This is a genomic window from Gemmatimonadaceae bacterium, from assembly GCA_036273715.1.
In the GTDB taxonomy this organism is placed as follows: domain Bacteria; phylum Gemmatimonadota; class Gemmatimonadetes; order Gemmatimonadales; family Gemmatimonadaceae; genus JADGGM01.
Genome location: DASUHB010000004.1, coordinates 12,479 through 26,337, shown reverse-complemented (window position 1 = coordinate 26,337; position 13,859 = coordinate 12,479). Strand labels below are relative to the sequence as shown.

General features: G+C 67.3%; 11 protein-coding genes. 7 read left to right on the top strand and 4 right to left on the bottom strand.

Annotated features, from left to right (window positions below; all coding sequences use genetic code 11):
- Positions 1-21 precede the first annotated feature (21 nt).
- Complete coding sequence (locus VFW04_00475) at positions 22-408, bottom strand: FtsX-like permease family protein (protein ID HEX5177776.1); 387 nt, start codon at positions 406-408, stop codon at positions 22-24.
- Between VFW04_00475 and VFW04_00470 the strand changes: the two genes are divergently transcribed.
- The gene (locus tag VFW04_00470) at positions 389-1,249 is read left to right on the top strand and encodes an NADPH-dependent F420 reductase (GenBank protein HEX5177775.1); all 861 of its coding nucleotides are present in this window, start codon (positions 389-391) and stop codon (positions 1,247-1,249) included. The genes VFW04_00475 and VFW04_00470 overlap by 20 nt on opposite strands.
- 25 nt (positions 1,250-1,274) lie before the next feature.
- Here the strand turns inward: VFW04_00470 and VFW04_00465 are convergent, their stop codons facing one another.
- Positions 1,275-3,029: a PAS domain-containing sensor histidine kinase gene (locus VFW04_00465; GenBank protein HEX5177774.1), complete on the bottom strand. Its 1,755-nt coding sequence runs from the start codon at positions 3,027-3,029 to the stop codon at positions 1,275-1,277.
- A gap of 439 nt (positions 3,030-3,468) precedes the next feature.
- Between VFW04_00465 and VFW04_00460 the strand changes: the two genes are divergently transcribed.
- Genes VFW04_00460 through msrA form a run of 4 tightly spaced genes read left to right on the top strand, consistent with a single transcriptional unit; the run spans position 3,469 to position 8,879 of the window.
- The gene (locus tag VFW04_00460) at positions 3,469-5,208 is read left to right on the top strand and encodes a CHASE3 domain-containing protein (GenBank protein ID HEX5177773.1); all 1,740 of its coding nucleotides are present in this window, start codon (positions 3,469-3,471) and stop codon (positions 5,206-5,208) included.
- 60 nt (positions 5,209-5,268) lie between these two features.
- Positions 5,269-5,595, top strand: a complete 327-nt coding sequence (locus VFW04_00455; GenBank protein HEX5177772.1) for a PadR family transcriptional regulator — start codon at positions 5,269-5,271, stop codon at positions 5,593-5,595.
- Between the two features lie 3 nt (positions 5,596-5,598).
- Positions 5,599-8,283: an ADOP family duplicated permease gene (locus VFW04_00450; protein HEX5177771.1), complete on the top strand. Its 2,685-nt coding sequence runs from the start codon at positions 5,599-5,601 to the stop codon at positions 8,281-8,283.
- 53 nt (positions 8,284-8,336) lie between these two features.
- Complete coding sequence (msrA, locus tag VFW04_00445; GenBank protein HEX5177770.1) at positions 8,337-8,879, top strand: peptide-methionine (S)-S-oxide reductase MsrA; 543 nt, start codon at positions 8,337-8,339, stop codon at positions 8,877-8,879.
- Positions 8,880-8,933: 54 nt separating this feature from the next.
- Here the strand turns inward: msrA and ligD are convergent, their stop codons facing one another.
- Complete coding sequence (gene ligD / locus VFW04_00440) at positions 8,934-11,606, bottom strand: DNA ligase D (protein ID HEX5177769.1); 2,673 nt, start codon at positions 11,604-11,606, stop codon at positions 8,934-8,936.
- A 30-nt stretch (positions 11,607-11,636) separates the two neighbouring features.
- On the opposite strand from ligD, the gene VFW04_00435 reads away from it, so the two are divergent.
- Both VFW04_00435 and VFW04_00430 read left to right on the top strand, forming a co-directional pair.
- Positions 11,637-12,458: a Ku protein gene (locus VFW04_00435; GenBank protein HEX5177768.1), complete on the top strand. Its 822-nt coding sequence runs from the start codon at positions 11,637-11,639 to the stop codon at positions 12,456-12,458.
- Entirely contained in the window at positions 12,455-13,156 is a 702-nt protein-coding gene (locus VFW04_00430; protein ID HEX5177767.1) for a DUF72 domain-containing protein, read from the top strand. The genes VFW04_00435 and VFW04_00430 overlap by 4 nt, the downstream gene beginning before the upstream one ends.
- 78 nt (positions 13,157-13,234) lie before the next feature.
- Here the strand turns inward: VFW04_00430 and VFW04_00425 are convergent, their stop codons facing one another.
- On the bottom strand, positions 13,235-13,834 hold the full coding sequence (locus VFW04_00425; GenBank protein ID HEX5177766.1) for a Uma2 family endonuclease: 600 nt from the start codon (positions 13,832-13,834) through the stop codon (positions 13,235-13,237).
- Between the last annotated feature and the right edge of the window lie 25 nt (positions 13,835-13,859).

Below are 13,859 nucleotides of genomic sequence, written 5' to 3'. Positions count from 1 at the left end.
ACCCAACATTCGGAGGCCCTCCTAGCCGGCCTGTAGCGCTGTCGTTGGATCTACGCGTGCGGCTTGTCGAGCCGGCAGCCAACTCGCCGCGAGCGAGGTCACGATCAACACGGCGCCCACCACCGCGAACACGGCCGGATCGTGCGGCGATTCGTCGAATAGCAGCGGCGCGATCCAGTGCGCGGCGGCCACGCTCACGATGCCGCCGATCAACAGTCCGCTCACCGCGAATCGAATGCTCTCGCCGACGACCAGGCGCACGATGTCTGCCGATCGGGCGCCGAGGGCCATGCGCACGCCCAACTCGTGTCTGCGGTGCGCGACGCCGTACGCGATCACACTATAGAGGCCGAGCGCCGCCAGGCACAGTGCGAGGCCGCCCAACGCAGTGAACGCGGTGGCACCCATCGATAGACGTGGGGAAGCGGCGCGCTGGCCCCCGCCAGCCGACCGCGTCCCGCCCCGCCCGCTCCATGTCCACCGGATCCAGATCTTCCTCCAAGTCGGCATTACCCACACCTGGCCAACGGCTCGCCTCGGCGCGACCATTGCTGGACCAGTCTCGTTCCTTGCATTCCGAAGGAGCGCGCGCATGCGCATCGGCATTCTCGGTTCCGGCCTCATGGGTGGCAAACTCGGTACGCTCTTCGCGCGTGCCGGTCACCAAGTGGTGTTCAGCTATTCACGCGACGCTGCCAAGCTCGAGCGGTTGGCGCATGACGCGGGGCACAGGGCGCGCGCAGGGACGCCGGCAGACGCCACGCGGGAGGCCGACGCAGTGCTGCTCGCCGTGCACTGGTCCCGCGTCGACGCTGTGCTCGAGGAAGCCGGCCACATTTCGGGCGCCGTGATCGTCACGTGCTCGCTGCCAATGGACGCGAGCGATGCGACGCTCGTCGTTGCGCACACATCGTCCGGCGCGGAAGAGTTGGCGAAGAAGGCGCCCGGGTCGCGTGTCGTATCCGCGTTCGGCACCGTCCCGAGCGAGGTCCTGTTCAGCGTCTTCAAGGCGCGCGGCAATACGAAGCCGCCGAGCCTCGTCTACTGTGGCGACGACACACGAGCGAAACAGCTCGCCGCCCGTTTGATCCGCGATGTGGGATTCGATCCGGTCGATGCGGGTCCCCTTCGGATCGCGCGCTACATGGAGCCGTTCACACTGCTCATGGCGCAGCTCGCGTACGAAGGATCACGAGGCGCGGCCGTGGACTACCGGCTGGAATGGAGGAAGGAGAAGACGCGCCTCTAGGCGCGCGCGACGCAGCTCGCGCGGTCTACTGCGCAGCGTGCGGTTGTTCGACGTTCGCCGGCAGGGTCAACGTGAAGGTCGTGCCGACGTCGATCGTACTCTCGACGATGATGTCGCCCTTCATCGAACGCGCCAGGTCGCGGCTGATGGCCAGGCCTAACCCCGCACCTTCGGGCGCGCTGGTCAGGGAGCGGCCGACTTGCACGAACGGTTCGAACACCGCGTCGAGCTTGTCGGCCGGGATGCCGCAGCCCGTGTCGGTCACATCCAGCGCGACGCACTCGGCGTCGACCTGCTTGCACGACACGACGACCGACCCGCCGCCGGCCGTGAACTTGACGGCGTTCGACACGAGGTTCAACACGATCTGCTCGGCCTTGAGCCGGTCCGCCCAGGCGATCACGTCGGCGGCGCACGGACGCGCTTCGAGATGCACGGCTTTCGCGATGGCCTGCGGCATCAACATCCGGACGACGACATCGATCACTTGCTGAATCGGCACCGCGCCGAAGTCGTAGGTCAGCTGGCCGGCTTCGACGCGGCTGAAGTTGAGAATGTCGTTGATGATGCCTAACAAATGCTCCTGGCTGCGCTTGATCCGGCCTAACTGCTCGGCTTGCTGCGACGTGACGGGACCGGAGAGGCCCATCAGGAGCAGGTCGGCGTAGCCTCCGATCGCGTTGAGCGGCGTGCGCAGCTCGTGCGACATCGCGGCCAGGAAATCGCTCTTGGCGCGGTTGGCGGCGTCGGCGCGGCGCTGCGCATCGCGGGCGTCGCGCGAACGCGCCTCGAGTTGCGACGCCTGACGGCGCAGTTTGTCCGCGAGTCCGCGCAGCTCGCTCTCGCGCTCGGCGGCTTCGGCGAGCTTCGCCTCTTCCGACGCTACACGGCGTGCATCGGCCAGGGCACGCTCCTGCGCCGCGCGCCGCTCGGTGAGATCGCGCGTGATGGTCGCAAAGCCGATCAGGTGGCCGTCCTCGGCGTGGAGTGCGGTGATCAACATGCTCGCCCAGAAGCGCCTCCCGTCGCTCCGAACACGCCATCCTTCGTCCTCGTAACGGCCGGTCGTTGCCGCGACATGGAGATGCTGCTCCGGCACATTCGCCGTGACGGCTTCAGCCGGGTAGAACTCGCCGAGTGAACGCCCGATGATCTGGGAGGCCGCGAACCCACTGATGCGCTCGGCGCCGCTATTCCAGGTTGCGACGCGACCGCCGGGATCGAGCATGTAAATGGCGTAGTCCCGAACGCCTTCGATGAGGAGGCGGAAATTCTGTTCGCTAATGCGAATCGCTTCTTCGGCTTTCCGCCGCTCGGTCAGATCCCGCGTGACCTTGGCGAATCCGACGAGCTCGCCACTGTCGTTACGCAGCGCGGTGATGACGACGTTGGCCCAGAAACGGGTGCCGTCCTTTCTGAGGCGCCAGCCGTCGTCCTCGAAGCGGCCGGTATTCGCCGCCATACGCAGCTCGAACTCCGGAAACCCCTCGGCGACTAACTCGGAGGGGTAGAAGATCGAGAAATGTTGACCGATGGCCTCGTCGGCCGTGTAGCCCTTGAACCGCTGGGCGCCGGCGTTCCAGGTGCGGATGTAGCCGCTGGAATCGAGCGCGAAGATGGCGTAGTCCGATACGCTCTCGACCAGCAATTGATACAGCGCGGCGTCCGCGTGAAACGGTAGGGACGGTGCATCCGCCCGCTGCTGGCCGGACGCGCGATGCGCGCCATGCAGGTCCGCAGGCGGCTGTTCGTCGGCGCGCTGAGACTTCTTTGAGCCCATCCTGTCCTTCATTCCCTGGCCGAAACCTCCGGAATGTCCCGTGGTGGCCGAACGCGGTGGGATTCGCGCCTGAGCTGCCGACCCGTTCGCGCGCAAGAATGCGGCCACGTTCCGGCGCAGGCCGCCCTCGGGGCGTAGCACCGGTGAAATAGTCGTGACCATCCGGCAATGGAAGGGGGTTGGGACGAGTGGTGCGATCAGCAGGGCAACGGGGGCGGGGGGCCAATATCGGACGACCACCGGCCTGTCGCTCGCTCACGATGGGCTCTCTTGCCATGGCGTGACCCCACCGTACTTTTTTCGATGTCGGTGGCGACGCTCGTCGCTCACCACGGCAGATGCGGACCGGGTGTTCGTTCGCGCGCACTCGCGCCACGGCACCTCTCCCGTTTTCGCGTTCACCTGCGGCGAGTGCGAGGGCGTGGGTTCCCATGGAGGCATGATCGTCGAAAGGCAAGCCAGAGCGCCGCATCGCCGCATTGTTGCCCGTATCGCGCAGTGGTCTCGCGGGCAGCATCTGGCGGCGGTGGTGGTGCCGAGCATCGTCGTGCTGGTCTTCGCGGGGCTGGTGTATGCGGGGCTCGATGCGCAGGTGCAGGGGCGCGACGACGTCGCGCACACCCACCGCATCATCGAGCAGGTCGAGCGCGTCCTCTCCCGTCTAACGGACGCCGAGACCGGCCAGCGCGGATATCTGCTCACCGGTCGGGGCGACTACCTGGAGCCGTACCTGGCGGCCGAGCGCGAGGCGACGGCCGCGCTGGACTCGCTGCGGCCGCTGTTGACCGGTCGCACGAATCAGGTGCGCCAGATGACGCGTCTCGATACGCTCGCGTCGTTCAGCAAAAGGCGATTCGCCGAGATCGACATGACGATCGCCATGGCTCGCGTCGGCCATCGCGATTCGGCGTTGGCGGTCGTCGAGAGCGGCCGCGGCAAACGCGACATGGATGGCGCGCGGCTCGTCGCGGCGGAGATGGAACGATCGGAGGCCCGGCTGCTCGCCCAACACACGGCGTCCGAGGCGCGGCTCGCGCGCGTCATCAAGACGGTCGTGGTCGTCGGGACGATCGTCACGGTTCTCGTCGCGCTGCTGGTGAACACGCTGCTGTCGCGTCACGCCGCCGCGCACGAGCGCCTAACGCATGATCTCGGCGTCTCCAACGTGCGGCTGGAAACGCAGGCGTTGGAGCTCGAGGCGCAGAACCGGCAGCTGCATGAGCAGGCCGCCGAGCTCGAGCAGCAGCAGCAGCATCTGCAGGAGCAGGCGACCGAGCTGGAAATGCAATCCGAAGAGTTGACGCACGCGAACGACGAGCTGCAGTTGGTGAACACGGAGCTCGAGCGCACGGTGGCCGACCTCGAGGAGGAGCGGGGCGTGGCCGAGGAGGCGCGGCGCGCCGCGGAGATGGCGAGCGCGGCCAAGTCGGAATTCCTGGCCACGATGAGCCACGAGCTGCGCACGCCGCTCAACGCGATCAGCGGGTATGTCGATCTGCTGGCCATGGAGCTGCGCGGCCCGGTCACCGATGCCCAACGAGAAGATCTGACGCGGATCAAGAAAAGCGGGCAGCATCTGTTGTCGCTGATCAACGACATTCTGAATCTCGCGCGGATCGAGTCCGGCCGCCTCGACCTCCAGTCAGACGACGTGCGCCTGGCCGACGTCCTGTCGAACGTCGAGACGCTGATGGCGCCGCAGATGCGCGCGCGGGGGCTGGCGTATGCGGACGCGCCCGCCGACGCGTCGCTGACCGTGTACGCGGACGCGGAGAAGCTCCAGCAGATCCTGCTCAATCTGCTGACCAACGCCTGCAAGTTCACGGCGAGCGGCGGCAGCGTGACGGTGGCGTGCGAGCTCGTTCCCGTGGTGCACGACGGCACGACGAATGGGCGGCGGATGGTGGCCGTCGGGGTGGCCGACACGGGCCGCGGGATTCCGGCGGAAAAGCTCGCGAGCGTGTTCGAGCCGTTCGTCCAGATCGACCGCCAATCGACGCCGGGCAGCCAGCAGGGCGTTGGGTTAGGCCTGGCGATCAGCCGGCACCTGGCGCGCGCCATGGGCGGCGACCTGACGGTGGTGAGCGCGGTGGGCGTCGGGTCGACGTTCACGCTCACGCTGCCGGTGGCCGCGGCGCGGGTCGGCGGCGGCGGCGAGGTCCGCGCGGACGCCCGCTGATCCCTTGCGCTTCTACAGGACGCGCAGTATCGTGCCCTGTAGAAGCGCAAGGGAACTGTCATGGACCGCCTCGATCTTCCGCAGGGCACACTCGATCTTCTGATTCTGAAGGCGCTTTCGCTCGAGCCGCAGCACGGGTGGGCGATTTCCGAGCGCCTGCGACAAGTCTCGCGCGCCATGCTCGACGTGCCGCAAGGGTCGCTCTATCCGGCGCTGCACCGGCTCGAGCGGCGCGGCTGGATCAAGGCGACGTGGGGGCCGTCTGAGAACAACCGCCACGCGAAGTTCTACGAGCTCACGCACGCGGGACGCAAGCAGCTCGGCGACGAGCTGGATGCGTGGCAGAAGTTGACCACCGCCGTCTCCCTCGTGCTCGAGATGCGGTGATCCATGGTCGGGCGTCTCTGGAGTGAGTTGGTGCACCGCCTGCGCGCGGTGCTGCGGCGCGACGCCGTGGAGCGCGAGCTGGATGCGGAACTGCGCTTTCACCTCGAGCGCGAGGCCGACAAGTACGTGCGGGCCGGCCTGCCGCGCGCTGCGGCCGAGCGGCGGGCACGGATTGCGTTAGGCGGCGTGGAGCGGACGAAAGAGGCGGATCGCGAGGCGCGCGGCGTCGCGCTGCTCGACGCCGCTATCCAGGATCTCCGCTACGCGGTCCGCACGCTGCGCCTCACGCCGGGCTTCACCCTGGCCGTCATCGTGACGTTGGGCCTCGGCATCGGCGCGACGGCAGGAATCTTTGGCGTGATCGATCGGCTGATGTTCCGGCCGCCGCCGATGATGCACGATCCGTCCATGGTGAGCCGCGTGTATCGCGCGTACGACTTCCGCGGTACACACCGGACCGACAACTCGTTCGAGTATCGGCGCTACCTGGATCTCGCGGAGTGGTCGTCGTCGGTGTCGCAAACCGCGGCGTATTCCCCGGGCATCCTGGCGGTTGGCGTTGGGCAGGATGCGAGCGAGATGCCGGTGGGTCGGGCGACGGCAAGTTTCTTTTCCTTCTTCGACATGCGTCCCGTGCTTGGCCGATTCTATTCGACGTCGGAAGATCGGGCGCCGCAGGGCGCGCTGGTCGCGGTCCTGAGTTATCCCTACTGGCAATCGCACTACGGCGGTCGTCGCGACGTGCTCGGATCGCAGCTCGCGATCGATCGCGGCACGTACACGATCATCGGTGTCGCGCCGAAGGGGTTTGTGGGCACCGATGATGGCGCCGATGTCGTGGCGTGGATTCCCGTCACGGCGTACGGCGGGCTGCGGAAAAAGACGTTCGCCGACAACTACGACTGGGGGTGGCTGGACATTCTGGTGCGTCGAAAGCCGGGCGTGTCACTGGCTGCGGCGACAGCAGACCTCACGACGGCGTATCGCCGCAGCTGGGAAGCGGAGCGTGCGATGGACCCGACGCTTGCTCCGGTGGAGGCCGCGAAGCCGGCGGCGATTCTCGCGCCGACGCAGGTGCTCCGGGGTCCGGATGCGGGCGCGCAGGGGCGGGTGCCGTTCTGGGTGGGGGCGGTTGCCGTCGTGACGCTCATCGTGGCCGGCGCCAACGTCGCGGGGCTGATGCTGGCGCGGGCGTTCCGCCGCCGGCGCGAGATCGCGCTGCGGGTGGCGTTAGGCGTTGGGCGCGGCCGCCTCGTTGGGCAGCTGTTCACCGAGGGAGCGCTGCTGGCCGTGGCCGGCGGTCTCGTCGGGTTAGGCATTGCGTGGGTCACGGCGTCGGGGCTGCTCCTCCTCTATGCGGGCGGGGACCCGGTGAGCGGCGCCGTGGTCGACGCGCGCACGGTCGCCTTCTGCGCCGCGATCACGCTCGTCGTCGGACTGGCGACCTCGATGGCGCCGGCGCTGTTCGGTCTCCGCGGCGATCTGGCGGCGGCGCTCAAGGCGGGCGTGCGCGAGGGTACGTACCAGCGGTCGCGAGCCCGCACGGCGCTCGTGATCGTGCAGGGTGCGCTCTCGACGGCGCTGCTGGTCGCCGCCGGCCTCTTCGTGCGCAGCTTTGCCAACGTCCGCGGCCTTCCGTTAGGCTACGACGTCGGCCATACGCTCGTCGTCGAGGTGAACCTGCGGGGCATGACGCTCTCGACCGATGCGCAGAAGCGGTTGATGCAGCGCCTCACCGACGAGGCGTCGGCGCTGCCGGGCGTCCAGGGCGCCACGCAGATGGTGAGCACGCCGTTCTACAGCTTCGAGGGGACGGGCATCAGCGTGCCGGGCGTCGATTCGGCCGAACATCTGGGTCCGTTCAATCTCCAGCTCGTCTCGCCGGGCTATTTTCGCACCGTGGGCACGCGGATCCTGGCCGGCCGGGCGATCGACTCGACGGACCGCCCCGGCGCGCCCCTCGCGATCGTCGTCAGCGCCGAGATGGCACGGCGGCTGTGGCCGGGGCAAAATCCGTTAGGCAAGTGCGTCAAGGTCGATGGGCCGGCGTGCTCGACGGTCGTCGGCGTTTCGGAGAACGTCGTGCTTCGGCAGATCTCGCACCAGGCGGACGCGAGCTACTACATTCCCGCGGCACAGGCCAATCGCGCCGCGTACGGACTGTACGTGCGCGTGCGGGGCCGCAGCGCGGACGAGCTGGCGCTCGTGCGCCGGCGCCTGCAATCGGTGATGCCGGGCGTCAGCTACGTCGTGGTGATACCGTTCAGCCGCATCGTCGGGGCCGCCGAGCAGTCGTGGCAGATCGGGGCGACGATGTTCTCCGCGTTGGGCTTGCTGGCGCTGGTGCTCGCGGCGATCGGCATCTACAGCGTCATTGCGTATAACGTGGCGCAGCGCACGCACGAGATCGGCATCCGCATCGCGCTTGGCGCGCGCCTCGCCAACGTCGCGCGCCTGGTGCTGCGCGACGGCCTGCGCTTGGGCGGCGTGGGGCTGGCCTTCGGCATCGCCATCGCGCTCATCGCCGGCCGGTGGCTCGCGCCGCTGCTCTTCGACGAATCCGCGCACGACCCGGTCGTCATTGCCGCCGTCGTCGGCGTGCTGGCGGGCGTGACCTGCCTCGCTTGCGCGATGCCGGCCGCGCGCGCGGCGCGCGTCGATCCCAACATCGCGCTCCGCGCCGACTGACCCTTGAACAGTCCGCGCGTCCGGGTTACGGTGAGCAGAGGAGGGTGAACAACATGACGAACTCGATCGACGGAGCACGGACCGAACGCGCGGTGCTCGCCGGCGGATGCTTCTGGGGTGTCCAGCAACTCGTCCGCCGCCAGCCCGGCGTCATCTCCACCCGCGTCGGCTACACCGGCGGCGACGTGCCTAACGCAACCTACCGCAACCACGGCACCCACGCCGAAGCGATCGAGATCATCTTCGATCCGTCGGTCACCAGCTTCCGCAAGCTGCTCGAATTCTTCTTCCAGATTCACGATCCCACCACGCGCAACCGCCAGGGCAACGACATCGGGATGAGCTATCGCTCGGCGATCTTCTACACCACGCCGGAGCAGGAGCGCGTTGCCCGCGACACCATCGCCGATGTCGACGCGTCCGGGTTGTGGCCGGGCAAGGTTGTGACGGACGTCGTGCCGGCGGGCCCCTTCTGGGAAGCGGAGCCCGAGCATCAGGACTATCTCGAGCGGATCCCGACCGGCTACACCTGTCACTTCGTCCGGCCGGGCTGGGTGCTGCCGAAGCGCGGCGCAACGGTCGGGTCGGGGGCGTGAGCGGCGCGGCGGCCGGCGTGCGTTAGGCGCACGCCGCCGCGTCGCCGCCGCGGCTCACGCCTCGTCGACCGGATCCTGGCCCTGCGCGAGCACCGCCGACAACCGCTGGAGCACGGCGCCCAGATCCGGCTGCTGCTCCAGGACGGCCGCACACGGATCGCTGCCTAACCGCTCCATCCGCTCGAGCGCGTTCCGGATCGTGAACGCCTTCGGGTCGAGCGCGTCGTTCACCTCGTCCCAGACGAGCGGCATCGACACGGTCGCGCCGGGGAGCGGCCGCACGCTGAACGGCGCCACGATGGTCTGTCCGTGCCGGTTCTGCAGATAGTCGAGATAGACCTTGTCGCCGCGCTTGGTCACATGGCGGATAATCGTCGCGTAGCCGTGGCTCTCGCGGAGCACCACCCGCGCGAGGAGCTCGCCTAACGTGCGCGACTGCGCGTACGTCATCTGCCGGCCCAACGGCACCAGGATGTGCAATCCGGTTTTCCCCGTCGTCTTGACGTAGCTCGGCAGCTCGATCGACTCGCAGAGCCGGCGGAGCACGATGGCCGTGCGCACGACGTCCGAGAACGGCGCTTCTTTCGGGTCGAGGTCGATCACACACCAGTCGGGCTGCTCCAGCGAGCTCACCCGGCTCGCCCAGATGTGCAGCGGGATCGAACCCATGTTCGCGATGTAGAGCAGCGTCTCTTCGTCGTCGCACACGAAGTAGCGAATCTCGCGCTGCGTGTCTTCGCTCCAGATGGGAATCGTCCGGATCCAGCGCGGTGCGAACTCGGGCGCGTCCTTCTGGTAGAACATCTTGCCGTCGATGCCGTCGGGATAACGCGTCAACACCACCGGCCGGTTGCGCAGGTACGGCAGCAGCATGGGCGACACCGCCCGGTAGTACTCGATGAGATCGCCCTTGGTGTACCGCTCGGCCGGCCAGTACACCTTCTTCACGTTGGAGAACGCGACCGTTTTCTCCTCCGGCTGCGGCGCGACTGCCGGCGGCGCCGAGTCGTTGCCCGACGCATCGGGCGAGGGCGTATCGCGCGTCGGGGCGGTGCCCGGCGCCGCGTTCCAGCCCTGACGGTCGCAATCTTCCGGGTTCTTGTCGGCGCGCAGATGCAGGAACGCCGGATGGCGCAGCACGCCGTCCGGCGTCCACTCGCGAAAGCGCACCTCGCAGACGTACCTGGGCTCGACCCACGTCGTGGTCTTGGTCTCGGGAATGTCCGTGGACGGTCGCGGCTCGGCGCCCGGTTCGAACGCGGGCCCCGCGCACGGCGGATCGGGCCGCACGATCGCCGCGAGCATGCGGCCGATTTCGCCTAACAACGCGTCGTTGAATCCCGTGCCGGCGCGGCCGGCGTAGGTCAGCGTGCCGTCCACCAGGTCGGCCAGCTGGAGTGCGCCGAAATGCCCGCGGCCGCCCTTGGGCGCGGTGAACCCGACGATCACGAAGTCGCCCGTCTTCTCGGCTTTGATCTTGAGCCAGGAGTCGGTGCGGCCGCCGCGATACGTCGAATCGGCGCGCTTGGCGATCACGCCTTCCAGGCCGAGGGCTGCCACCTGCTCCAGAAAGCGTTCGCCCTCGCGCTCGATGTGGTCGAGTACGCGCACCGCGCCTAACTTCGGCACCGACTCGGCGAGCAGCGCCTTGCGTTTGACGAGCGGCAGGGGACGCAGGTCGAAGTCGTCGAACGCGAGAAAATCGAACACGTAGAAGGTGGCCGGAAGCTCGACGGCCGCGCGCTTGATGTCGAGCGTCGACGTCAACCGGCCGCGCTGCTGCAGCCGCGCGAAGCTCGGCTTCCCCTGCGGGTCGAGCACCACCACCTCGCCGTCGACGATGCAACTGTCTAACGGAAGCGCTTCGATGGCCCGGGCGATCTCGGGAAATACGGCCGTGTAGTCGTTGCCGTTGCGCGTGAGCAGCAGCGCTTCGCCGTGCTGCTTGCTCGCGATCAGGCGGTACCCATCGAGCTTGAGCTCGAACAGCCACCCGTCGCGCGTGAAGATGGTGTCGGACGGCTCGGCCAGCATCACCTCGACGCTGCGCGGGTCCACGCGAACGCGCCTGGCCTCGCTGTCGTCGAGCTCGACGCGCACCGACTCGGTCTTCGTCTTGAGGCCGCCGGCCTTGACTTCTTCTACCGTTAGGCCGGACAACACCGACTGTTCGGGGAACTCGTCGCCGGGCGTCTTGACGTAGGCGTCGCGCTCCTTGATCAACAGCCAATCGCGTTCGCTCTTCTTGATTTTCACGAGCGTCCACTTGCCGTGCAGCTTGTAGCCTTTGAGCTCGAACAGGAGCTTGCCCTTTTCGAGGCCCTGCCGCCAATCCTCGAGCGGCACCCATTCGCCGCGGTCCCACACGATCACGCCGCCCGCACCGTAGTTCCCCGCGGGAATGATCCCCTCGAAGTCCCCGTATTCGAGCGGGTGGTCCTCGACCTTGACCGCCAGCCGCTTGTCGTTGGTGTCGTACGATGGCCCTTTGGGGACGGCCCATGAGCGGAGCACGCCGTCCATCTCGAGACGCAGGTCGAAGTGCAGCTGCCGCGCCGCGTGCTTGTGCACCACGAACAGATGTCCGGATACGGCCGACACCGTCCCGAACGGCTCCGGCGTGCTGTCGGTGGAGCGCTTGGCTCGGTAGGTGCTGAGATTGTCACCTTGCGGCGGTACGTCGTCGGCACTTGCCATGTGCACCCCGGGCGACGGAACTTTCGGCACGGTCACCTCACTCCCTATTCTCTCGCGCTTATGCCTGCTCGTCCAATCGCGGCTGCCACGATCTCGTTCGGCTTGGTCTCTGTCCCGGTAAATTTGTATTCGTCGTCGGAATCCAAGGCCAGCGTCTCGTTCAATATGCTGCACAAGAAGTGCGGCTCGCGCCTCAAGCAGCAGTACGTCTGCTCGAAGGACGGCGACATCGTCCCGCGCGACGAAACGGTGAAGGGCTACGAATTCGCGAAGGATCAGTACGTGATTCTGTCGCCGGAAGAGCTCAAGGCGCTCGAGGAAAAGGCGACGGCCACCATCGATGTCGCTGAATTTGTCCCGCTGTCCAAGGTGGACCGCGAGTATCTCGAGAAGGTGTACTATCTGGGTCCGGACAAGGGCGGCGACCGGGCGTACCGGCTGCTCGTGGCCGCGCTCCAGGACACGGGCCGCGCGGCGCTTGGCCAGTACGCGGCGCGCGGGCAGCAGTACCTGGTGCTCCTGCGTCCGCTGAACGGGGTGCTGGTGATGGAGCAGCTGCACTACGCCGACGAAGTTAGGCCGACAACCGAAGTGACGGTGCCCGAAGGCGACGTCAAGCCGGCGGAGTTGGCGTTGGCGAAGCAGCTCATCGAGCAGACGTCGACCGATGCGTTCGAGCCGACCAAGTACAAGGACACGGTGCGCGAGCGTGTGCTCGAGACCATCGAGCGCAAGGTGGCGGGTCAGGAGATCACGGCGGAGGCGGCGCCGGAGACTGGCGGCAAGATCATCGACCTCATGGAAGCGCTCAAGGCGAGTCTGTCGGCGGCGCCGGCCGCGGCGACGGAGAAGCCGCAGAAGAAGGGGAGAAAGGCGTCGTGAAGTTGATCGCGGGGACGAGCGGGTACGCGTTCAAGGAGTGGAAGGGCTCGTTCTACCCCGAGGATCTGAAGGACGACGGGATGCTCGGCTTCTACGCGGGGAAGTTTCCGAGCGTCGAGATCAACAACACGTTCTACCGGCTGCCCAAGGAGCACGTGCTGCGGGAATGGGCGGCGCAGGTGCCGGACGCGTTCACGTTCGCGATCAAGGCGAGCCAGCGGATCACGCACCATGCGCGGCTCAAGCCGGAGTGCGCGAGCGCGGTGGAGTTTCTGCTCGCGAACACGTCGGTGTTGGGCGGGCGGTTAGGCCCGGTGCTGTTTCAGCTCCCGCCGAATCTGAAGAAGGACCTGCCGCGGTTGCAGGCGTTCGTCGATACGTTGCCGAACGATCGGCGGTTCACGATCGAGTTCCGGCATCCGACGTGGTTCGAGGACGACGTGTACGACGTGTTGCGCGGGCGGAACATCGCCATGTGCATCACGGAGCAGCCGGAGTTTGCGTCGCCGGTGGTGGCGACGGCGGCGTGGGGGTATGCGCGGCTGCATCGGCTGGACTACGACGAGCCGGCGTTAGGCGGTTGGGCCGAGAGGCTCGCGGGGCTGCCGTGGGGCGAGGCGTACGTGTACTTCAAGCATGACGAAGGCGCTGGATCGGGGCCGCCCGCGGTGGACGCGTTTCGGCGGGTATTTCTGTGAGCGGACAACGGCGGACGAAGCCGGACACGACCGGAACGCCTCACCGCACGGCGTAGCGCATCAGGCGCCCAACGTGGCCTAGCTTCTCGGCTTGTTAGGCGAAGGTGCGGCGTCAGCCTGGTCCGCGAAGAACGCTTTGACGCCGAGCGTGAACGGCTCCCGGCATCCAGTGGGGCGCCACGTTAGCACGTCGTCAATGAGCATCGCGCCCTCGTCACTCGGGCGCCACACTTCTATCGCTTCCGAATTTCCGTCCACACCCCAGTACTCCGGAACGCCGCGGCGTTGGAACGCGCGACGTTTGGTGATACGATCATGACGGACAGATCCCGGAGACACTATCTCGCAAATGAGCAACGGGTTCGTCACCGGGTCGTTCGCGGGCGCGCGCACGCCATCGACCATCGGCGCAACAAAGATGTCGGGCTCGAAACGATTGTCACTTTCGAGGGCGATCTCGCCCGGGCCTAACCGCACCTCGCCAAGGTGCTGGCGTCGCACGTACTCGTCGAGCAGAACCGCGAGCCTGAAGGTGATGCGTTGATGGCGACCGCTTGGAGCGGGCGTCACGAGCAGTTCACCATCCACCAGCTCGTACCGCGGGGAGTATCCCTCGCGCTGTTCCACCAGGTGCGCGACGGCCTCGCGAGACCAGTGGTTCGGGCGCGTTGCAGGCATGACCATAATCTGCTCGGCCAAAGTC